The 21,034-nt window shown below is 67.6% G+C and carries 18 protein-coding genes; 4 read left to right on the plus strand and 14 right to left on the minus strand.

What is annotated here, in order from left to right:
- Positions 1-16 precede the first annotated feature (16 nt).
- The 12 genes from ACIOSY_RS13085 to ACIOSY_RS13140 all read right to left on the minus strand — a co-directional run bounded on the left by ACIOSY_RS13085 (position 17) and on the right by ACIOSY_RS13140 (position 16,208).
- Entirely contained in the window at positions 17-3,517 is a 3,501-nt protein-coding gene (locus tag ACIOSY_RS13085) for a DNA-directed RNA polymerase subunit beta (RefSeq protein WP_400853923.1), read from the minus strand.
- Between the two features lie 224 nt (positions 3,518-3,741).
- The gene (locus ACIOSY_RS13090; protein WP_400853925.1) at positions 3,742-4,350 is read right to left on the minus strand and encodes a hypothetical protein; all 609 of its coding nucleotides are present in this window, start codon (positions 4,348-4,350) and stop codon (positions 3,742-3,744) included.
- Between the two features lie 47 nt (positions 4,351-4,397).
- Positions 4,398-5,000 (minus strand): hypothetical protein, encoded by a 603-nt coding sequence (locus tag ACIOSY_RS13095; RefSeq protein ID WP_400853927.1) that lies wholly within the window; start codon positions 4,998-5,000, stop codon positions 4,398-4,400.
- Between the two features lie 91 nt (positions 5,001-5,091).
- A complete protein-coding gene (locus ACIOSY_RS13100) occupies positions 5,092-6,777 on the minus strand; it encodes an ABC transporter ATP-binding protein (RefSeq protein ID WP_400853929.1) in 1,686 nt (561 codons plus the stop codon).
- Between the two features lie 17 nt (positions 6,778-6,794).
- Positions 6,795-7,745 carry an ABC transporter permease gene (locus tag ACIOSY_RS13105; protein ID WP_400853931.1) on the minus strand — a complete coding sequence of 317 codons (951 nt, stop codon included), beginning with the start codon at positions 7,743-7,745 and terminating at the stop codon, positions 6,795-6,797.
- 34 nt (positions 7,746-7,779) lie between these two features.
- Positions 7,780-8,784 (minus strand): ABC transporter permease, encoded by a 1,005-nt coding sequence (locus tag ACIOSY_RS13110; RefSeq protein ID WP_400853933.1) that lies wholly within the window; start codon positions 8,782-8,784, stop codon positions 7,780-7,782.
- Positions 8,785-8,902: 118 nt separating this feature from the next.
- Positions 8,903-10,576: an ABC transporter substrate-binding protein gene (locus ACIOSY_RS13115; protein ID WP_400853935.1), complete on the minus strand. Its 1,674-nt coding sequence runs from the start codon at positions 10,574-10,576 to the stop codon at positions 8,903-8,905.
- Between the two features lie 154 nt (positions 10,577-10,730).
- Positions 10,731-11,594 carry a MurR/RpiR family transcriptional regulator gene (locus ACIOSY_RS13120; protein ID WP_400853937.1) on the minus strand — a complete coding sequence of 288 codons (864 nt, stop codon included), beginning with the start codon at positions 11,592-11,594 and terminating at the stop codon, positions 10,731-10,733.
- A 14-nt stretch (positions 11,595-11,608) separates the two neighbouring features.
- On the minus strand, positions 11,609-13,102 hold the full coding sequence (locus ACIOSY_RS13125) for a glycoside hydrolase family 3 protein (RefSeq protein WP_400853939.1): 1,494 nt from the start codon (positions 13,100-13,102) through the stop codon (positions 11,609-11,611).
- Complete coding sequence (locus tag ACIOSY_RS13130; protein ID WP_400853941.1) at positions 13,099-13,932, minus strand: carbohydrate ABC transporter permease; 834 nt, start codon at positions 13,930-13,932, stop codon at positions 13,099-13,101. The genes ACIOSY_RS13125 and ACIOSY_RS13130 overlap by 4 nt, the downstream gene beginning before the upstream one ends.
- Positions 13,929-14,903 carry a carbohydrate ABC transporter permease gene (locus tag ACIOSY_RS13135; protein ID WP_400853943.1) on the minus strand — a complete coding sequence of 325 codons (975 nt, stop codon included), beginning with the start codon at positions 14,901-14,903 and terminating at the stop codon, positions 13,929-13,931. The genes ACIOSY_RS13130 and ACIOSY_RS13135 overlap by 4 nt, the downstream gene beginning before the upstream one ends.
- A gap of 15 nt (positions 14,904-14,918) precedes the next feature.
- Positions 14,919-16,208 (minus strand): sugar ABC transporter substrate-binding protein, encoded by a 1,290-nt coding sequence (locus ACIOSY_RS13140; protein WP_400853945.1) that lies wholly within the window; start codon positions 16,206-16,208, stop codon positions 14,919-14,921.
- A 177-nt stretch (positions 16,209-16,385) separates the two neighbouring features.
- On the opposite strand from ACIOSY_RS13140, the gene ACIOSY_RS13145 reads away from it, so the two are divergent.
- The 4 genes from ACIOSY_RS13145 (at position 16,386) to ACIOSY_RS13160 (ending at position 19,750) form a co-directional block, all read left to right on the plus strand.
- Positions 16,386-17,645 (plus strand): LCP family protein, encoded by a 1,260-nt coding sequence (locus ACIOSY_RS13145; RefSeq protein ID WP_400853947.1) that lies wholly within the window; start codon positions 16,386-16,388, stop codon positions 17,643-17,645.
- 32 nt (positions 17,646-17,677) lie between these two features.
- Positions 17,678-18,538 carry a spermidine synthase gene (locus ACIOSY_RS13150; protein ID WP_400853949.1) on the plus strand — a complete coding sequence of 287 codons (861 nt, stop codon included), beginning with the start codon at positions 17,678-17,680 and terminating at the stop codon, positions 18,536-18,538.
- A gap of 118 nt (positions 18,539-18,656) precedes the next feature.
- The gene (locus ACIOSY_RS13155; protein WP_400853951.1) at positions 18,657-19,184 is read left to right on the plus strand and encodes a hypothetical protein; all 528 of its coding nucleotides are present in this window, start codon (positions 18,657-18,659) and stop codon (positions 19,182-19,184) included.
- Positions 19,185-19,261: 77 nt separating this feature from the next.
- Positions 19,262-19,750: a SprT-like domain-containing protein gene (locus tag ACIOSY_RS13160; protein WP_400853953.1), complete on the plus strand. Its 489-nt coding sequence runs from the start codon at positions 19,262-19,264 to the stop codon at positions 19,748-19,750.
- Positions 19,751-19,803: 53 nt separating this feature from the next.
- On the opposite strand, the gene ACIOSY_RS13165 is transcribed toward ACIOSY_RS13160, so the two are convergent.
- Positions 19,804-20,220, minus strand: a complete 417-nt coding sequence (locus ACIOSY_RS13165; protein WP_400853955.1) for a DUF3054 domain-containing protein — start codon at positions 20,218-20,220, stop codon at positions 19,804-19,806.
- 100 nt (positions 20,221-20,320) lie between these two features.
- Positions 20,321-20,947 (minus strand): 2-phosphosulfolactate phosphatase, encoded by a 627-nt coding sequence (locus tag ACIOSY_RS13170; RefSeq protein ID WP_400853957.1) that lies wholly within the window; start codon positions 20,945-20,947, stop codon positions 20,321-20,323.
- Positions 20,948-21,034 lie beyond the last annotated feature (87 nt).

Raw genomic sequence — 21,034 nt, forward strand, 5'->3', positions numbered from 1 at the left:
CGAGCCCACCGAAGGATTAGATCTCGTCGATCGAGGCGGCCTCGAAGCGGCTGGAGATGTTGATTCCGAGCTCTTCCGCTGCACGGAAGGCCTCGTCGTCGGTGTCACGGAGGTTGACGAGCGTGCCGTCGGCCGAGAGGACCTCGACGTTCAGGCAGAGCGACTGCATCTCCTTCATGAGCACCTTGAACGACTCGGGGATGCCGGGCTCCTGGATGTTCTCGCCCTTGACGATCGCCTCGTAGACCTTGACGCGGCCGAGGATGTCGTCGGACTTGATCGTGAGGAGCTCCTGGAGGGCGTATGCGGCGCCGTAGGCCTCGAGGGCCCACACCTCCATCTCACCGAAGCGCTGTCCACCGAACTGCGCCTTACCACCGAGCGGCTGCTGGGTGATCATCGAGTACGGACCCGTCGAGCGTGCGTGGATCTTGTCGTCGACCAGGTGGTGCAGCTTCAGGATGTACATGTAGCCCACCGAGATCGGCGCCGGGAACGGCTCGCCGGAGCGGCCGTCGAACAGCTGCGTCTTTCCGGTCGAGTCGATCAGGCGCACACCGTCGCGCGTCGGCAGCGTGACGTCGAGGAGACCAGCGATCTCCTCCTCTGACGCACCGTCGAACACCGGGGTGGCGACCTTCGTGCCGGGAGCAGCCTCGAAAGCCTGCTCCGGCAGACGAGCTGCCCACTCCGGGGTGCCCTCGACCTTCCAGCCCTGCTTGGCGATCCACCCGAGGTGGGTCTCCAGCACCTGGCCGAAGTTCATTCGACCCGGAATACCGAGCGGGTTCAGGACGATGTCGACCGGGGTTCCGTCGGCGAGGAACGGCATGTCCTCGATCGGCAGGATCTTGGCGATGACACCCTTGTTGCCGTGACGGCCGGCGAGCTTGTCACCCTCGGTGATCTTGCGCTTCTGGGCGATGTAGACCACGACGCGGCGGTTGACGCCGGAGCCGAGCTCGTCGTCGCCGTCTTCGGCGTTGAACTCCTTGACGGCGATGATCGTGCCCTGCTCACCGTGAGGAACCTTGAGCGACGTGTCGCGCACCTCGCGGCTCTTCTCGTTGAAGATCGCGCGGAGCAGACGCTCTTCCGCCGACAGCTCGGTCTCGCCCTTCGGCGTGACCTTGCCGACGAGGATGTCGCCGGGGCGAACCTCGGCGCCGATGCGGATGATGCCGCGCTCGTCGAGGTCCTTCAGCAGCTCAGGGCTGACGTTGGGGAGGTCACGGGTGATCTCCTCCTTGCCGAGCTTGGTGTCGCGAGCGTCGACCTCGTACTCCTCGATGTGAATCGAGGAGAGGGTGTCGTCCTTCACCAGGTCCTGGCTGAGGATGATCGCGTCCTCGAAGTTGTAGCCTTCCCACGTCATGAACGCGACGAGGAGGTTCTTTCCGAGGGCCAGCTCGCCGTTCTCGGTGGCGGGGCCATCAGCGATGACCTCTCCGACCTCGACGCGCTCACCGGCGGAGACGACGACCTTCTGGTTGTACGACGTGCCCTGGTTGGAGCGGTCGAACTTGCGCAGGTGGTATTCCTGCGTGCCGCCCTCGTCGAGCATGACGACGACGCGGTCAGCGGAGACCTCGGAGACGACACCCGGCTTCTCGGCCGTGAGCACGTCACCGGCGTCGATGGCGGTGTAGCCCTCCATACCGGTTCCGACGAGCGGCGAGTCGCTGCGGAGCAGCGGCACAGCCTGACGCTGCATGTTGGCACCCATGAGGGCGCGCTGTGCATCGTCGTGCTCGAGGAAGGGCACGAGCGACGTGGCGACCGACACCATCTGACGCGGCGAGACATCGATGTATCCGATGTCTTCCGGCAGGAACATGTCGACCTCGCCGCTGCCGCCCTTGGGGCGTGCCAGGACGTGGCTCTCGATGAAGCGACCCTTGGCATCGAGCGGGGCGTTGGCCTGCGCGATGTTGAAGTCGACCTCTTCGGAAGCGGTCAGGTAATCGATGTGCTCGGTGACGACACCGCCGGTGACCTTGCGGTACGGGGTCTCGATGAAACCGAACGAGTTGATGCGCGCGAAGGTCGCGAGAGCACCGATCAGACCGATGTTCGGGCCTTCAGGGGTCTCGATCGGGCACATGCGGCCGTAGTGCGAGGGGTGCACGTCACGCACCTCGACGCCGGCGCGGTCACGGGAGAGACCACCGGGGCCGAGCGCAGACAGACGACGCTTGTTGGTCAGACCCGCGAGCGGGTTGTTCTGATCCATGAACTGCGACAGCTGCGACGTTCCGAAGAACTCCTTGATCGCGGCGACGACGGGGCGCACGTTGATCAGGGTCTGCGGCGTGATGGCCTCGATGTCCTGCGTGGTCATGCGCTCGCGGACGACGCGCTCCATGCGGGACAGACCGGTGCGGACCTGGTTCTGGATCAGCTCGCCGACCGCGCGGATGCGACGGTTGCCGAAGTTGTCGATGTCGTCGGTCGCGAGACGGATCTCGGCCTTCTTGCCACCGCGGATGCCCTCGAACGTCTCGGTACCGGCGTGAATGCGCACGAGGTACTTGATCGTCGCGACGATGTCCTGCACGGTGAGGACGGAGTCGCTGAGCGGCGCGTCGAGACCGAGCTTCTGGTTGATCTTGTAACGACCGACCTTCGCGAGGTCGTAGCGCTTCGGGTTGAAGTAGAAGTTGTCGAGGAGCGCACGCGCAGCCTCGGCAGCGACCTGCTCGCCCGGACGGAGCTTGCGGTAGATGTCGCGGAGCGCATCTTCCTTCGTGACGATCGTGTCCTTCGCGAGCGTCTCCTCGATGGAGGTGAAGCCGGCGAACTCGGTGAGGATCTCTTCGCTCGTCATACCGAGGGCCTTGAGGAAGACGGTCACCGACTGCTTGCGCTTGCGGTCGATGCGAACGCCGACCTGATCGCGCTTGTCGATCTCGAACTCGAGCCATGCACCACGGCTCGGGATGACGCGCGCCGACACGATGTCCTTGTCGGACGTCTTGTCGGGGCTCTTGTCGAAGTACACACCGGGCGAACGCACCAGCTGCGAGACGACGACGCGCTCGGAGCCGTTGATGATGAACGTGCCCTTGCCGGTCTGGAGCGGGAAGTCGCCCATGAAGACCGTCTGGGTCTTGATCTCACCCGTGAGGTGGTTCATGAACTCGGCCTCGACGTACAGCGGGGCGGCGTACGTCTTGCCGCGCTCCTTGCACTCCTCGATCGAGTACTTCTCGGGCTCGAGGTACGGGTTCGTGAACGAGAGCTGCATCGTTTCGCCGAGGTCTTCGATGGGAGAGATCTCCTCGAAGATCTCGCCGAGACCGCTGATCTCGTTGACGTCTGTGCGGCCGGCCTTCTTGGCCTCGGCCACCCGTGCCTTCCAGTCGTCGTTACCGACGAGCCAACCGAATGATTCGGTCTGCAGGGCGAGAAGGTCAGGGACCGTCAGCGTGTCGGAGATCTTGGCGAACGAGAGGCGGGAAGCTCCGCGTCCGTTCTTAGTGGTGGTGGATGTGGATGCGTTGCGAGCAGCAGCCAAGGGAATAACCTCCGTGAGCCCCGCAGGGCTTCTCGATTCCTTTGTCGTCAGGTGGAGTGTGCGCTCAGAAGCTCACCGAAATGCCGACCACCATATGAGGGCATGGAGAAGCGAGCGCAACTACTCACTATACGCATGAATCCACGACATGGCAAGCGCAGTCCTTGACCAATGTCGAATGCTGCGGTATTGGCTCCCCTGACTCCGGAGCCGTGGGGGTGCGATCAGGCCCAGGTCCAGGTGACGAGGATCGACTCGGCGATCTGCTGGCGCTCGGCCGCGGGGACCGTGTCACTGAACGAGAAGGTGACGATGTATGTCTGGTCGTCGGTGCTCACGTAGTACTGGTCGACCACGTACGAGACCCCATCGCTCGACATGGCCGCCGAGATGTGGGCAGATTCGGAACCCGCGACGCTCACCCGCTCGTTCACCGCGACGTCGGTCGCCCCGACCGTCTCGAGTTCTTTGAGTCCGAGCGTCTCGACCTGGTCGGCGGACACGAAGCCCGCCGGCGACTTGAGCACATTGACGTTGTCGGCGAACCCGTCGGGGTCTTGCAGGTTCGCCGCGAAGCTGTCGGGGTCGAAGCCGGGGATCTCCTGCTGCGGATCGGCCCATCCCTCGGGCACGACGAAGCTGTATCCGTCGCCGGTGATCGTGTCTCCGGTGGCGGGTGCGGCATCGAGCTCGTTCGCCGTCGTCTCGTCGCTCTCCGAGGGCGCCGACGATGAGCCGCTCGTCTCCTGCGCGGTCGGGATCAGCGTCGAGCATCCGGTCAGCGTGAGCGCGGCAGCGAGCAGGAGGGCAGCGGAACGGATCGGAGTGCGCATGCGAGACACCTTATCCAATCGGTACGACACGCGATCCGTCCGCCCGATCAGTTCCATGCCCAGGTGACGAGCACGGACTCGGCGGTGCGCTCCCGGTCGGCCTTGGGCACCGACGTGCTGAACTGGAAGGTGACCACATAGGTCTGCTCGTCGTCGCTCACGTAGTACTGATCGGCCGCGTATTCCACGTCGCCCGTGGTGATCGTCGCCGAGATGTGCGCCGCCTCGGAGCCGCCGACGATCACGCGGGGTTCGACCGTCACATCGGAGGCACCGGCCGACTCGAGCTCCTGCGGGCTGAGCGTCTCGATCTGTTCGGGCGTCACCGCGCCGCCCGGAGCGAGCACGTTCAAACCGTCGGGGAACCCATCGACGTCGGCCGGATCCGAGGCGACGAGGTCGGTGGTCAAGCCGCCGGAGGTCTGCGGATCGGTGACGGCCCACCCCTCCGGCAGAGTCAGGGTGTACCCCGACCCTTCGACAGCGGATCCCGCGGCCGGCTCGGCGTCGAGCTCTGCGGACCCGGTGCCGCTCGACGGAGCCGACGACTCGCTGCCCGTCGCATCGGACACACCGCCCGAGACCTCATCGGCGCCGGAGCATCCGGTGAGAGCGACAGCGGTGGCGAGCAGCAGGGCAGCGGAAGTCATCTGGATACGCATGCCGGACACCATAGGCAGATGCGACGATCGCGCGCTCGGCCCGCCGGCATCCCTGTGGATAACTCGGCGGGCCGACGCGTCAGGACGCGATGTTGAGCTCGTTCCCGGGGATCGACGCGAGCAGCCGGCGCGTGTACGGGTCGCGCGGGTTGGTGAAGATCTCCTCCGACGACGCGGCCTCGACGAGGCTGCCGTCCTTCATCACGCACACGTAGTCGCTGATGAGGCGCACGACCGCGAGGTCGTGCGAGATGAAGAGGTAGCTCAGCCCGTACTCGCTCTGCAGGTCTCCCAGCAGGGTGAGGATCTGGTCCTGCACGAGCACGTCGAGGGCCGACACGGGCTCATCGCACACGATCAGTTCGGGCGACAGCGCCAGGGCCCGCGCGATCGCGACGCGCTGACGCTGACCCCCGGACAGCTCCGAGGGGTAGCGGCTCAGCATCGACTGCGGCAGGGCGACGTCGTCGAGCAGCTTGCGCACCCGGCTGCGCCGGTCGTTGCGGCTCCCCCGGCGGTAGAACTCGAGGGGCTCCGCGATCAGGCGCTCGATCGTGAACATCGGGTTCAGGCTCGAGTACGGATCCTGGAAGATCGGCTGCACCCGCTGACGGAAGTCGCGCGTGTCCGACCGGTTGAGGGTGGAGATGTCCTTGCCCTCGTACCGGATCAGTCCGCTGGTCGGCTCGACCACCTTCAGAAGCATCCGTGCGGTCGTGGTCTTGCCGGAGCCCGACTCCCCCACGATCGCCACCGTCTCGCCGCGCGGGATCGCGAGCGACACGTCGTTCACCGCCACGAAGTCCTCACCGCGCCCGCGCACCGGATAGACCTTCGTGAGACCCTCGATCTCGACGATGTTGTCGGTCTTGCCCTTCGGCGTCGCGGCAGGAGCCGAAGCATCCGCCTCGTCGACCGGCGCGGCCGGTTCGCGCTCCTCGACGTGGAACGCCTCGGGCCGCAGACGCGCGGCGGCCACCGACGGCGCCGCCTGCACGAGCGACTGCGTGTACGGATGCTGCGGATTCTCGAGGATCTGCTGCGCCGGGCCCTGCTCGACGACACGACCGCGGTGCATCACCACGACCCGCTCGGCACGTTCCGCAGCGAGCCCCAGGTCGTGCGTGATGAGCAGCACGGCGGTGCCGAGCTCGCGCGTCATCGCGCCGATCTGGTCGAGGATGGTGCGCTGCACCGTCACGTCGAGTGCGCTGGTGGGCTCGTCGGCGATCAGCAGGCGCGGCTTGCAGGCGAGACCGATCGCGATCAGCGCCCTCTGCCGCATGCCACCCGAGAACTCGTGCGGATACTGCTTCGCCCGGCGCTCCGGATCGGGGAGACCTGCCGCAGTGAGAGCCTCGACGACCTTCTCGCGCACGTTCTGACGCGTGGCCAGTCCGTGCGCGAGCAGCGTCTCGGCGACCTGCGTACCGACCTTGGCGACCGGGTTGAGGTTCGACATCGGGTCTTGCGGCACCAGACCGATGTCACGCCCGCGGATCGCCCGCAGGTCGTGCTCGGAGGCGTGGGAGATGTCTCGCCCGTCGAGGCGGATGCTCCCCGCGGCGATCTTCCCTCCCCCGGCGAGCAGGCCGATGATCGCCATCGCGGTGGTGGACTTGCCCGATCCGGACTCGCCCACGATCGCGACGGTCTCGCCGGGCGAGATCTCCAGGTCGACGCCCTCGACGGCATGCACGACACCGTCGATCGTGGCGAAGTCGACGGCGAGGCCCTCGACGGACAGCAGCGGAACGCCGCTCATCTGATTCTCCTTGCCGGTCATCGGGCACGCGTCCTCGGGTCCATGGCCTCGCGCAGCGCCTCACCGAACAGGGTGAAGCCGAGCGCGGTGACCGCGATGCAGATACCGGGGAGGAACGCCAACCACGGGGCGATGGCGAGTTCGGCCTGCGCGTAGGTGAGCATGCGCCCCCACTCGGCCGTCTCGGGGCGTCCGCCGCCGAGGCCGAGGAACGACAGGGCCGCCGCATCGATCACGGCGGTGGCGAGCGTGAGGGTTCCCTGCACGATCACCGGCCCGATGGCGTTCGGCAGCACGTGCGACATCGTGATGCGCCCGCGACCGAGACCGAGGGTCTGGGCCGAGAGAACGTAGTCGCTCGATCGCTGCTGCAGCATCGACGCCCGCAGCAGGCGCGCGAAGATCGGCACCTGCGAGGCTCCGATCGCGATCATCACCGCGAACGGCGTCTGCCCGAGGATCGCGGCGATCGACACCGCCAGCAGCAGGTTCGGCACCGACAGGATGATGTCGACGAAGCGCATGATGATCGTGTCGACCCAGCCGCCGAACGTGCCGGCGAGGAGTCCGAGCAGCATGCCGCCGACGAGTCCCATCGCGGTCGAGATGACACCGACCATCAGAGACGCCTGCGCGCCCCAGATGAGCTTCGAGAGCACGTCGCCGCCGAAGCGGTCGAGTCCGAGCGGGAACTGCGGCAGTTCACCGGGACCGGGGATGTAGGTCGGCGTGATGAACTTCGCGCCGGGGAGCGCGGTCTCGGGATACGGGGCGAGGATCGGCGCGAGGGCGGCGACCAGGAGGAACAGCACGACGATGGCCGCGCCGATCCACGCGGTCGGGTTGCGGCGGATGCGACGGAACACATCGCGCCAGAAACCACCGGAACCGTCCTTGAGCCCGGCTTGGGCGACGGCGACCGTGTCGATGATCTCGCCGCCCTGGGCGGGTGGGAGTGCGACGCTCATGACGTGAACCCCTTTCGAGAGATGGTGGTGTGCATCACTGGACCCTCACTCTCGGATCGATGAAGCTGTACGAGACGTCGACGGCGAGGTTGATCAGCGCGTACGCGATGGCGATGAAGATGATGAACCCCTGGAGCACCGGGAAGTCTCGGGTGAAGATCGCTCGGGCGAGGAACGACCCGATGCCAGGGAAGGCGAACACCGTCTCGGTGAGCACCGCCCCCGAGATCAGGAGCCCGGTCTGGAGCCCGATCGTCGTGATGACGGGGAGCATGGCGTTGCGCAGGATGAAGCGGCTGCGCAGCGTCGACGTTCCCACGCCCTTGGCCCGGCCGGTGCGCACGTAGTCGGCGTTCTGCACCTCCAGCACGCTCGCGCGCGTGATGCGCACGATGATCGCGAGCGGGATCGTGCCGAGGGCGAGCGCCGGCAGCACGAGGTGGAGGAGGGCATCCCACGCGGCATCGAACTCGCCGGTGATGAGGCCGTCCCAGACGTAGAAGCCGGTCGGATGCGTCGCGTCGATGCGCGGGTTCTGTCTGCCGTCGGACGGCAGCCAGCCCAACTGGACCGCGAAGACGTACTTGAGGATGAAGGCGAGGAAGAAGACGGGGATGGTGATCCCGAGCAGGCTCAGCACGACCGAAGCGTGGTCGGTGAACTTGCCGTGCCGTCTGGCCGCCCAGTATCCGAGCGGGATTCCCACGCCCACCGCGAAGATGAGCGCCAGAACGCTCAGTTCGATGGTCGCTGGGAACCTCCGGAAGAACTCTTCGATGACGGGACGGTTGGTCTGGATGGACGTACCGAAGTCGCCCTGCAGCAACCGGCCCACCCAGATGAAGTACTGCTCGAGGATCGGCTTGTCGAATCCGTAGAGCTCGTTGACTCGGGCGACGGCCTCGGGAGTCGCCTTCTCACCGAGAAGGGCGACGGCGGGGCCGCCGGGAAGGGCCCTGACCCAGGCGAACAGCAGGATGCTGAGGCCGATCAGGGTGGGGATGAGGAACAGCAGTCGCCCGCCGATGGTGCGCAGCACAGAGATCTCCGTAGATCGGGTGCGGACCCTTCGTCTCGCTCCGCTCGCTCAGGGACCGGTTCAATGGTCCCTGAGCGAGGAGCGGAGCGACGAGACGAAGGGTCCGCGTCGGTCAGTCCTACTTGGTGAGGACGATGTCTGTGAAGACCTCGTCGTTCACCGGGCTGGCCGGGTAGCTCTCGACACGGGAATCGAACGCCAGGGTCGGCGCCGGGTGCGCGAGCGGCACACCGGGGATGAACTGCGCGACCATCTCATTGATCTCTTCGTAGAGCGCCGTCTGGTCCTCGAGGTTCGAGACGCCACGCGCCTCGTCGAGCTTCTGGAACAGCTCGGGGTTGTCGAAGCCCCACTCGGAGCTCTGCTGGCCGAAGAAGACGCCGACGAAGTTGTCGGTGTCGTTGTAGTCGCCGGTCCAGCCGAGCAGGTGGATGCCGTGGTCCGACGTTCCGGTGGTGCGGTCGAGGTACTCGACCCACTCCTCCGACACCGGGGTGGTCTCGACGCCGACCTCGGAGAGCTGCGACGACAGCACGGTGAAGATCTGCTCGGGGTCCGGCATGTACGGACGCGAGACGTTGACCGGGTAGTTGAAGGTGAGCTTCAGCGGGTTGGCCTCGTCGTAGCCGGCTTCGGCGAGCAGTTCCTTGGCCTTCTCGGGGTCGTAGTCGTAGGTCGTGACGTCGGCGTTGTAGCCGTTGACGACCTCGGGCACGAACTCGATCGCCTTCTGCGTTCCCTCGGGGAGCACCTGGCTGATCAGCGCGTCCTTATCGACCGCGTACGAGAGGGCTTCGCGCACCTTCGGGTCCTGCAGCTCCGGCACGGCCTGGTTGAACGCGAGGTAGAGGATCGTGAACGGCGGGCGCGACACCATGGTGAAGCCGTCGTCCTCGAGCGCCTTGGTGTCGGCGGGGCCGACGAGGTCGTAGCCGTCGATCGAGCCGGACTCGAGCGCCTGGCGGCGGGCGGTCGGGTCATCGATGGTGCGGAAGATGATCTCGTCGATCTGGCCCTTGTCGCCCCAGTAGTCGTCGTAGGCCTTGAGCGTGACCTGCTCGCCCGGTGCCCACTCGTCGAAGGCGTAGGGGCCGGTTCCGACCGGGTGACCCATCGCGTACTCCGACAGTTGCGGGGCCTCGGCAGAGCCGCCGACCTCGTCTGCACCGAACTCCTGCATCGCCGAGGGGCTCTGCATCGAGAACGAGGGGAGCGAGAGCGAGGCGACGAAGCCGGCGAAGGGCTTGTTCAGCTCGATCGTGACGGAGTAGTCGCCGTCGGGCGTGCACGACTTGTAGACGGCGTCGGCCGCGGTGTCGGCGTAGCCCTTGAAGAGCTTGTTGTAGTAGTAGCCGAACGCCTCGGACGCGGCGAGGCCGGTCCAGTTGTACCAGCGGTCGAAGTTGACGCAGACGGCCTCGGCGTTGAACGGCGTGCCGTCCTGGAAGGTGACGTCTTCCTTCAGTGCGAAGGTGTGGCTCATGCCGTCTTCCGACGACTCCCAGCTCTCGGCGAGGAGGGGCGCGGGGTCTGCCGTGCCCGGTTCGGTGCCGACGAGGCCCTCGAAGATCTGACGCGAGACGCGGAAGCTCTCGCCGTCCTGCGCGAACGCGGGGTCGAGGCTCGCGGGATCGGAGGATGCTGCGAAGACGAACGTGCCGTCGACGTCGCCCGATCCTTCGGATGCGTCATCGCCGCGCTCGCTCGCGACACAACCAGCGAGAGCCAGGGCGGCGATCGTCGCCCCCGTGATGGCGACGAGACCGCGTCGTCGAAGTGGTGACTGGTGCATGTGAGAACCTTCCCTGTGGGGCGTTTCCGTGCGCATACGGGCCTCGTTGCCCGCATGGTGATTCCCTCGACGCTACTCAGTGAACGCCGGCATTCCTAGACCCCGGCGTTACGAGAGTGTTGCGATCCGGTATCGGCTTCGGTGGTCCCGCGTCTCAGCGCCGACGGTGCACGGCCGCATCGTGCGTGAGCTGCAGCGGAATCGCCACCGGCTCACCCCGATGCTGCACGACGCGCACGAAGAGCACGTCGACCAGGGCGAGCTGCGCGATACGACTCGACATCGCCGCCATGCGGAACGGCGATTCATACGCATGGGTGAGCAGCACCACATCGGCGATCCGCGCGAGCGCCGAGTCCGCCACGCCGGTGACCGCGACGGTGAGCGCTCCGGCGTCACCCGCGACCTCGAGGGCGCTCAGGGTCTCGACGGTCTCCCCGCTGTGCGAGAACGCGATCGCCACATCATCGGTGGTGCGCAGCGCCGCGGCGGTGAGCGCCAGGTGTGGGTCGGCGGAGTGCGACACCGCGCAGCCGATGCGCGAGAGCTTCAGCTGCAGGTCCTGCGCCGCGAGAGACGACGCCGCCTGCCCGAAAAGGTCGATGCGGTGGGCATCGACCACCGCTCGGGCCACCCGGTCGAGCGCCACGGCATCCAGACCCAGCGCCGTGCGCTCGATCGCGTCGATCTGCTGGGCCGCGAGCTTCGCCGCGATCGTCGCCGGGCCGTCATCGGCAGCGATGGTCGTCGAATCGAGGCCGAACCGGGCCTGCTGCGCCTGCGCGAGCGTGACCGCACGGGCGACCTCCACCCGCAGCTCGCGGTACCCGCTGAACCCGAGCGACTGGGCGAAGCGCGCCACCGTCGACAGCGAGGTGCGGCAGATCTCGGCGAGATCGGTGATCGGGAGCTCGACGACCAGCATCGGGTCGTCGAGGATCTTCTCGGCCACCCGCGACTCCGCCGCGCTCAGCTTCGGAATCGAGCGGCGGACCAGCGCGAGAACATCGTCGTTCATCGTGCGCGTCTCCCTCAGCCGGCCGCGCCGACCAACCGCTCTCGTGCCATCTGCGCGCCGAGCCTGCTGGCAGCGCCCACCTCGATGGTGGGCAACGGCAGCGGGCGCCCGGCGGCGAGGCCGACGTTCACCACGACCGCCTCGGGATCGCGGACAGCCGTTCGTTCCACGAGGGCGCGCTGCGCGGCATCCGCATCCGGGCGATCGATCAGCAGCACGGTCGTCGCCAAGGGCGAGAGCGCCTCGTCGAGCACGCGATCCTGCTCCTCGATCGAGGTGTTCGCGACATCGAGGCGCACGCGTCGACCGTCGTCGGCGAGCGTGGCCGCCACGTACGCCGCTGCACTGTCGACGGCGAGCGTCGAGCGTCGGCGCGCGTCGATGACAGACAGGGCGGATGCCGTGGCCGGCGATCCTCCCGTCACGGTGATCGCGCGACGCACGATGTCGGCCGCGTCGAAGCCGTCGGATGCGTCGGTCTCATCGACCGTCGCCGATGCGGCAGCGGAGAGCTTGCGCGCCAGCGCCGAGACGCGCTGCGCGGCCTCCTCGACCCGTTCGCGCGACAGCGAACCGTCGCGCAGGGCGGCGACGATGCCGTCGCGCGCCTCGCGGAAGTCGCGTTCGTCCTGGTCGGGCAGGGCGTTCTCGCCCGGGTTGGTGGGATTGCCGATGCAGAGCAGGTCTGCGCCCGCGGCGAGGGCGCGAGCCGCTCCCCCGCCGATGCCGACCGTCTCGCGGATGGCGGCCATATCGAGCGCATCGGTGATGATCACGCCGTCGAAGCCCCACTCGCGCAGCATCCCGAGCACACGCGGATTCAGCGTGGCCGGTTCCTCGCCCCACGCGGGGACGACGATGTGCGCGGTCATGACGGTGTCGACGCCCGCGTCGATCGCCGCACGGAACGGCGCGAGGTGCACGCGTTCGTACTCGGCGATCTCGAGCGAGATCACCGGAAGCGCGTGGTGCGAGTCGAGGTGGGTATCGCCGTGGCCGGGGAAGTGCTTGAGGCAGGCGGCGACCGCGCCGTCCTGGATGCCGTCGACCGCCGCGACGACGTGGCGCGACACCAACCGCTCGTCGGAGCCGAAGGCCCGCACACCGATCACCGGGTTGCGCGGATCGGTGTTCACGTCGGCGACCGGTCCGAGCACGACGTTCACGCCGACCGCCCTGGCACGCCGGGCGAGTTCGGCACCGGTCCGCTCCGTGGCGACCAGGTCGTCGAGGGCGCCGAGCTGCGCGGCACCGGGCAGGGTCGACCCGCCGGCCGACTCGAGACGGGTGACGCTGCCGCCCTCCTCGTCGACGCCGATGAGGGCATCCGGATTCGCGGCGAGGATGTCGGCGCTCAGCGCGGCCAGACCCTCACCGATGTTCTGACCGAAGTACACGACACCGGCCAGGCCGTCGCGCAACTCGGCTCGCAGCCACTCCGGCGCCGTCGTGCCGAAGAAGCCCGGCCAGAGCACACCGTTCGCGAGACGCTCGAGCTCGTCGGTCATCCCTTCACCGCTCCCGCCACCATGCCGGAGGCGAGGCGGCGCTGCACGATCACGAAGAAGATCATGACCGGGAGGGTGATGATCGTCGACGCGGCCATGATGCTGCCCCAGTCGTTGGCGAAGAGTCCGAAGAACGACTTCAGGCCGATGGACACCGTGTACTGGTCGGTCTCGGCGCCGAGGATCGTCATCGCGAAGATGAACTCGTTCCACGCGGTGATGAAGCTGAAGATGCTCGTGGCGACGAGGCCCGGCATGACGAGCGGCAGCAGGATGGAGCGGAACATGCGCCACCAGCTCGCACCGTCGATGTACGCCGCCTCTTCGAGCTCGACGGGGACCGCCGCGACGAACCCGCGCAGCATCCAGATCCCGAAGGCGAGCGACAGGGCGACGTAGACGACCATCAGGCCGAGGATGCTGTTGAGCAGGCCGAGGCTCTTGACCTGGAGGAACAGCGGGATGACGAGTGCTTCGAGGGGCACCATCTGAACGACGAGGATCATCATCAGGACGGTCGTGCGGAACTTGAAGCGGAACCGCGCGACGGCGACGGCGGCAAGAAGGCAGACGAGTGCGCTCACGAGGACGGTGACGATGGCCACGATCGCGGAGTTGCGCAGGAACGTGCCGAACCCGCCCTCGGTGAGCACGAACGCGAAGTTGTCGAACGTGAACTCCTGCGGCAGCAAGGACTGCCCACCGCTGGATGCCTTCTTGTCGAACGCACTGGAGACCATCCAGTACACCGGGAAGAGCGTGAAGATCAGGACGGCCGCGACAGCGATCCCGATTCCGATGCGGGAGCGGAGAGAGGCGCGGGGGTTCACAGCTCGTCCTCCTTCATGAGGGATCGGATGTAGACGATCGTGATGCCGATGAGGACGAGTGTGAGGAGCACGGCGAGCGCCGCCCCGAAGCCGTAGCGGTTCTGACCGAACGACTCGACGTACGACCACACGCCGAGGTTGAGGACGGAGCGGTTGCCTCCGCCACCACCGGGCATCAGATAGACCTGCGCGAAGACCTTGAAGTCCCAGATGGTCGACAGGATGATGACGACCGAGAAGACGGGCTTGAGCGTGGGGAAGATGATCTTCCAGAAACGGCGCCAGGCGCCCGCGCCGTCGAGGGCTGCGGCTTCGAGCATCTCCTTCGAGACGCCGAGGAGGCCCGCGAGCACGGTGATCGCGACGAACGGGAAGCCGTGGTGCACGACGTTGAGCAGAACGATGGCGTAGAACGACCACTGGTTCGTGAACCAGTTGATCGACTGGTCCATCAGGCCCATGTCGCGGAGGACGGAGTTGAAGATGCCGCGGTCGGCATCGAAGATGAACGTCCAGACGTAGGTGCCGGTCACGGCGGGCATCGCCCACGCGACCATGATGCAGCTGGAGACGATGACGCGCCAGGTCGTGCCGAGGCGGGCGAGCAGCAGCGCGACGAGCGTGCCGACGGTCACCGTGGCGAAGACGGCCACGGCGGCGAACCCGACGGTGTTCGGCAGCACCACCGTCCAGAGTGTCGGATTGGTGAGCGCCTCGACGTAGTTGTCGAAGCCGATCCAGTTACTCTCCCCCGTGTTGATCTCGCGCAGACCGTAGTCCTGCAGCGAGTACATGAACACCTGGATGAGCGGCCAGAGCATGAGCACCGCGAGGATGATCAGCCCGGGCGCGAGAAGGAGCCAGGGGCGGGCCTTGACGAGAGAGAGACCTCGACGCGGCCGGCCGCCGGCCACGGGGGCGGAGGTGGACTCCGCCTTCGTGGCCGGCAGTGGCGCTTGCACCATCGACATGGAAGGGATGCTTCCTTACTGGTTGAGCAGTTCGGTCATCTCGGCAGCGGCGTCCTTCGTCGCGGTGGCGACGTCCTTCTGCCCGCTGAGGATGGCCTGAATCATGGAGTTGGTCGTCTTCTTCGCCTGGACGGCGCCGAAGTTCGGGGTGACGGGAACGGATGCTCCGCCCTCGACCATCTGCTCGGCGAACGGTGCGACGAGCGGGTCGGTCGAGGCCAGGGCCTCTTCCATCGCGGACTGGACGCCCGGGAAGTAGCCGGTCTCGTCGGACCACTGCTCGGCGAACTCACCGGTGGTCATGAGCTTGACGAACTCCCACGCGAGGTCGGCGTTCTTGGTGGTGTTGAACACCGAGAGGTGCGATCCACCGAGCACGGACGGGGCGATGCCGCCGTCTTCACCGGGGATGACGGCCGCGCCGATCTTGCCTTCGAGGTCGGGGTTCGCCTCGATGAGCGACTTCGGGGTCCACGAGCCCGAGAGCATCATGCCGACGTTGCCCTGCGTGAACGCGTCGCGGAGGTCGGTCTCCTTCCACGTGGTCGCACCGGCGGAGGAGAAGCCGTGCTCGGTCGCGAGACCGGTGTAGAACTCGATGCCGGCCTGCGACTCGGTGCTGTCGAGCTCGCTCGTCCAGGTGTCGCCATCCTTGGTCGCGATCTCGCCACCGGCGCCCCAGACCCAGGGGTAGACCTGGAACTCGGCGTCACCGGCGACCGGGAAGGGGAGCATGTCGGGCTTGGCGGCCTTGATGGCCTCGCCGGCGGTGACGATGTCGTCCCACGTCTTCGGCGCTTCGAGGCCGAGCTCGTCGAACACGTCGGTGCGGTAGACGATCGAGCGGACGCCGGCGTACCACGGCATGCCGTAGAGCTCGTCGTCGTAGGTGCCTGCGACCTCGAGGCCCTCGACGAGGTCGTCGCGCAGGCCCTTCTCGCCATCGACGTACTCGTCGAGCGGCAGGAGTGCGCCGGCGTCGGCGAACTCGGCGGTCCAGGTGGTGCCGGTCTCGGCGATGTCGGGGGTCGTGCCACCGGCGATCGAGGTCACGAAGCGGTCGTGCGCGTCGGCCCACTGGATCTCTTCGATCTTGACCGTCGCGCCGGTCTCCTCTTCGAAGGCCTCGGAGACCTTGTCGTAGAAGGCGCTGGAGTCGGGGTTGGTGCCCTTCATGATCCAGACGGTGAGCTCCTGGCCCTCGCCGTCGGCGGCACCGCTGTTGTCGTTGCCGCCCGCGCAACCTGCCAGCGCGAGCGAAGCCACGGCGCCGAGCGCCACGACCGGAAGGATGCGCTTGTGCATCAGTGAATCTCCTCTTTGAAACGTCCTGGTGAGCGAGTGGATGCTCGCCTTTCGAATAAGTATCTACGACTAACTAATTGCCTGCAAGTTTTTCACACGATTGTCACATGCTTGTGACAATCATTTCCGGGGGCACCTTCCAGCCTTCCTCGGAGGGGCGATGAGTATGCTCTCCGGATGCCTCGCTCCCGCAACAAGGACCGATCCACGATCGCCCGTCACGCGCCTCTCCCCACCCCCAGCGCTCGCAAGGGCTTCTTCAAGATCGCAGGCATCGCCCTGGCCGTCGTCCTCACCTCGGCGCTCGCCGTCGCCGCGTTCGTCGTGGTCGACTACTTCAACCGCTTCAACGACGGCGCCGTCACCCTCGAAGACGCCCCCGAGGTGGAACCCCCCTCTATCAGCGCGTATCCCGGCGAGTTCAGCATGCTCATCATCGGCACCGACGAGTGCGGCGAGGTGTCGACCGGACTCCTCGGCGAGCGGTGCACCGATGCGGAGGAAGGCGTGCTCAACGACGTGAACCTGCTGGTGCACGTCTCGGCCGAGCCGCGCAACGTCACCGTCGTCTCCTTCCCGCGCGACCTCCAGGTCGCCGTTCCCGCGTGCACCCGCCCCGACGGATCCACCGCCTCCGCGATGTCGAAGGCATCGATCAACACGGTCTTCGAGCACGCGGGTCTCTCGTGCGTGGCCAAGACCGTCACCGACCTCACCGACATGCCCATCCCCTTCGCCGCCAAGATCGACTTCGACGGCGTGATGGAGGTCACCGACGCGATCGGCGGGGTCGAGGTGTGCGTCGGCGGCGACGGCATCCGCGACGGGCACACCGGCATCGATTGGGCTCCCGGGCCGCGCACGGTCTCGGGGTACGAGGCGCTGCAGTTCATCCGCACGCGCCACGGCGTCGGCGACGAGAGCGACCTCGCGCGCATCTCGAACCAGCAGCAGTACATGTCGCGGCTCGTGAAGAAGATCCTGAGCGACGAAGTGCTCTCCGATCCCGGCAAGGTTCTCGGGCTCGCCAACACGGTCGTCGACAACATCGACCCCAGCGACGAGCTCGGAAACCCGGTGCGCCTCGCGCAGTTGGCGCTCTCGATCAAGGACGTGCCGTTCTCGGAGTTCACGTTCCTGCAGTACCCGGTCTTCCCCGATCCCGACAAGCCCGACCAGAAGGTCGTACCGAACGAAGAGGCCGCGGCCGGCATCTGGGCGGCACTCCTCGCGGGTCAGCCCATGCAACTCACCGGCGACGCCTCGAACAACGGCGGAGTCGAGCTCGTGACGCCCGCGCCGGATGCTCCGGTCGCCGACGCACCGACCACCGAGGCACCGACGACCGATGTGCCGGAGACGCGCGCCACGCTGTCTCCCGACATCTCCGGGCAGACGGCCGACCAGGAGACGTGCGCCAACGGCAGGCTGAACTGATCGGTCTGCGCGCGGGCGCGTAGGCTCGCAGCATGGGACGGATGCGCACGCGAGACACCGAGCATCCACAGGCGAAGCTCGACCACGGCGGCATCGCGACGATCATGCCGTCGGAGTTCACGTCGGGCTTCGAACTCATCGTCGACGGAACCCCGCAGTCGCACGTCGACCTCGACGACCCCACCCACCTGCACTTCGAATACATCGTGCGCATGGGCGCGGTCATCGACCAGCTGCCCGACGGCCCGCTCACGACCGTGCATCTCGGCGCGGGCGCCCTGACGATTCCCCGTTATATCGATGCCACCCGGCCCGGCTCGCGCCAGCAGGTCATCGAGTGGGAGGCACCGCTCGCGCAGCTCGTGCGCGAGCATCTCCCCCTCCCGAAGGGCGCGTCGATCCGCATCCGCATCGGCGATGCCCGCGACGGTGTCAAGCGACTGCCCGAGGCCCTCGTAGGCACCTGCGATCTCGTCGTCTCAGACGTGTACTCCGGCGCGCAGACCCCCGCGCACCTGACGAGCATCGAGTTCTATCGCGAGGTCTCGCAGCTGCTCGCGCCCGAGGGGGTGCTGCTCATCAACGTCGCCGACGGCCCGGGCCTCGCCTTCGCCCGCCGACAGGTCGCGACGGTCGCCGAGGTGCTTCCCGAGGTCGCGGTGCTGGCCGACACGCAGGTGCTCAAGGGCCGCCGCTTCGGCAACCTCGTGGTCGCGGCATCCGCTTCTCCCCTGCCGACGGAATGGCTGCCGCGCCTGCTCGCCGCCGGCCCCCACCCGGCGAAGATCGCCCAGGGCGCCGAGGTGCGGGCGTTCGTGCAGGGGGCGCGCGTCGTGACCGATGCGGATGCCGTCGCCTCGCCGCGCCCTGACGCCTCGCTCTTCCTGCGCTGATTCCGACATCGGGATGCCGGCCTGCGGGCGTGCCGCCCCGGCGACCGAGCCGTGCCGAGGCACACTGGATGGACACGCACATGGGGACATCGACTGGGGACGCTTCGGGAGGAGAGCAATGAGTTTCATCCGGGGATACGACCGGGAGAACCTCCGCGAACTGGTCGACGCCGACGAGTGCGCGGCGCGACTCGACGAGATCGAGGGGCAGCGCAGTCTGCCCGCTCTGCTCGAGCGCGTCTGGCTGCTGAAGGTGCTCGGGAATCTCGATGAGGCACTCTCGCTCGCCGAGACGGCCGTGCGCCAGGCGCGCATGGCGGGAACACGCAAAGACCTGCTGCGGGCCCGCGTGCTGCACGCCACGGTGCTGCAGTTCCGCGGAGCGCACACCGCCGCCGAGCAGGAACTCGCCGCCTGCGCCGAAGAGGCCGAGGGCCAGGGATGGATCACCGTCGCCGCCTTCGCGCATCAGCACCACGGCAAGAACGCCTACGACGTCGGTGACTACGACGCCGCCAGGGAGAGCTTCAAGCGTTCGCTCTTCCTGCGCCGCGAGGCCGGCGCCGAAGACCGCGAACTCGAGATCGCGCTGCTCGCGATCGATGCGGCCGAGCGTCGTCGCACCACCCAGCTCGTCGCGGGTTGATCGCGCACGCGGGCGGGCGCCCGAGTGCGCGCCCTCGCACGCGCCCGAGTGTCGGTGGCATGCCTTAGCCTGATCGCATGGCCGATCTTGACCGTGTGCGCATCTGGGGTGAGGCGCTCCTGACGATGCATCTCGACGACACCTGGTCGTTCGGTTTCGACCATGCCAAACGTCGAGCCGGGCAGTGCGATTACACGAAGAAGCGCATCACCGTCTCCCGCTATCTGGCTGCGCGCTTCGACGACGACGAGATCCACCAGGTGCTGCTGCACGAGGTGGCCCACGCCCTCGCCGGGCACACCGCAGCGCACGGCCCGTCGTGGAAGCGCATCGCTCGAGACCTCGGCTACGTCGGCGGCACGACCCACCACGGCGAGACCGCCGTCGAGCTCGCCCCCTGGATCGGTCACTGCCCGGCCGGGCACGAGACATTCCGCCATCGCCGTCCCACACGGCCCACATCGTGCGCCAAGTGCTCGCGCACCTTCGACGCCCGCTACCTGTTCGAGTGGACGCGCCGAGAGATCAGCGCCGACGTGAAGCTCGCCGCGCAGATGCCGCGCTGACCGGCACTGACGCGGCGGTCAAGCAGCGAGTAGGCAGCGCTCAGGCAGCGAGTTCAGACGCCCGACGCGCCCTCGCCGTCGACCTCGTCCGCGTCGTGCGCCGTCGCGACGGATGCCCGGCGACGCCGCAACAGGGCGGTTGCCGCACGCCAGCCCACGAGAAGCACGCCCAGGGTCAGGGTGGCCACGATGATGAAGGCGATCTGCGCGGTGTCACCTGTCGCGACGCGCAGCAGCATCCCGCCGATCACCGTCACCACCCACACGACCACACCCCACAGCACCGACCACGGCTGGCGCGGGCGGGCGGGCAGCAGCGCTGCGAGCAGATGCCCGACGAGCATCGCCACCAGGAAGGGCCACGCGGTGAGCAGGAAGCCGGCCGGGCTCTCGTCATGAGACGCACGACCGATCACCGCGAAGATCAGAACCAGCACGGCATCGACGATGACTGCGGGAAGGTACCTCATGCCCTGACCCTACGCGCGGATCGCACGCTCACGCGGTTGCGCCCTCGCGCGCCGCGCGAGCATCCGTCCGCCCGTCCGTCCGTCCGTCCGTCGCAGGCGATCAGGAGAACGACGTGAAGATGCGGTCGCGCAAGACCGGCACGGCCGAGACGGCGTCGAGTCGTGAAGCGGCGGCCACCGAGGGCGCGTCGGTCGCGTCACGCCCGGAGCCGCTCGCCGAGACGAGGTGGCCGAGCGCGCGACGCAGCGCACGGAACCCTTCCGCGGCGACCGCGGCATCCGGAGCGGTGTGATCGATGCCGAGGTCGGTGAGCGCCGACACGATCGCCCCCGCTCCGAGCTGATCTTCGACGGCGAAGCGCACGTCGTTCGATCCGTCGCGCTCCCCCGTCGCGATCAACGCGACCGAGGTGCGCGCCTGCCGGTTCTCCTGGATCGTCTGCACGGCACGCGCGACGGCCGTGGCGTTGCGGATGCTTCCGACCAGCACCGTCGCCCCACCGGCTGCCGCGGTCACGGCGATCGCGGGCGCGACAGAGTCCGACGACCAGGTCGCCGCCTCGGAGAGGTCGACATCGTCGCCGGCGGCGACGGCATCCGCCAGCGTCGAGGAGAAGTGCAGCACATCGACGATCACGACGACATCGGCTTCCGCCAGACGCTCGAGCCCGGCGAGCCCCCAGTCGAGGCGCACCTGGTACGTGGACTGATCGAAGGGCGACGGCATCCGTCCAGCGTAAACGCGCCGTGAGGGGTCGAGACACGCCGCATCCGGCCCCACGGACGCGGCGTGTCGCGACCCCTCACGGTCGCG

It is taken from the genome of Microbacterium sp. NPDC087665 (assembly GCF_044743285.1).
GTDB lineage: Bacteria > Actinomycetota > Actinomycetes > Actinomycetales > Microbacteriaceae > Microbacterium.

Excerpts from the sequence above, each read along its gene's own strand:
- ACIOSY_RS13090 (WP_400853925.1), bottom strand. The coding sequence starts at position 4,350 with ATGCGCACTCCGATCCGTTCCGCTGCCCTCCTGCTCGCTGCCGCGCTC.
- ACIOSY_RS13095 (WP_400853927.1), bottom strand. The coding sequence starts at position 5,000 with ATGACTTCCGCTGCCCTGCTGCTCGCCACCGCTGTCGCTCTCACCGGA.
- ACIOSY_RS13100 (WP_400853929.1), bottom strand. The coding sequence starts at position 6,777 with ATGAGCGGCGTTCCGCTGCTGTCCGTCGAGGGCCTCGCCGTCGACTTC.
- ACIOSY_RS13105 (WP_400853931.1), bottom strand. The coding sequence starts at position 7,745 with ATGAGCGTCGCACTCCCACCCGCCCAGGGCGGCGAGATCATCGACACG.
- ACIOSY_RS13115 (WP_400853935.1), bottom strand. The coding sequence starts at position 10,576 with ATGCACCAGTCACCACTTCGACGACGCGGTCTCGTCGCCATCACGGGG.
- ACIOSY_RS13120 (WP_400853937.1), bottom strand. The coding sequence starts at position 11,594 with ATGAACGACGATGTTCTCGCGCTGGTCCGCCGCTCGATTCCGAAGCTG.
- ACIOSY_RS13125 (WP_400853939.1), bottom strand. The coding sequence starts at position 13,102 with ATGACCGACGAGCTCGAGCGTCTCGCGAACGGTGTGCTCTGGCCGGGC.
- ACIOSY_RS13135 (WP_400853943.1), bottom strand. The coding sequence starts at position 14,903 with ATGTCGATGGTGCAAGCGCCACTGCCGGCCACGAAGGCGGAGTCCACC.
- ACIOSY_RS13140 (WP_400853945.1), bottom strand. The coding sequence starts at position 16,208 with ATGCACAAGCGCATCCTTCCGGTCGTGGCGCTCGGCGCCGTGGCTTCG.
- ACIOSY_RS13145 (WP_400853947.1), top strand. The coding sequence starts at position 16,386 with ATGCCTCGCTCCCGCAACAAGGACCGATCCACGATCGCCCGTCACGCG.
- ACIOSY_RS13150 (WP_400853949.1), top strand. The coding sequence starts at position 17,678 with ATGGGACGGATGCGCACGCGAGACACCGAGCATCCACAGGCGAAGCTC.
- ACIOSY_RS13155 (WP_400853951.1), top strand. The coding sequence starts at position 18,657 with ATGAGTTTCATCCGGGGATACGACCGGGAGAACCTCCGCGAACTGGTC.
- ACIOSY_RS13160 (WP_400853953.1), top strand. The coding sequence starts at position 19,262 with ATGGCCGATCTTGACCGTGTGCGCATCTGGGGTGAGGCGCTCCTGACG.
- ACIOSY_RS13165 (WP_400853955.1), bottom strand. The coding sequence starts at position 20,220 with ATGAGGTACCTTCCCGCAGTCATCGTCGATGCCGTGCTGGTTCTGATC.
- ACIOSY_RS13170 (WP_400853957.1), bottom strand. The coding sequence starts at position 20,947 with ATGCCGTCGCCCTTCGATCAGTCCACGTACCAGGTGCGCCTCGACTGG.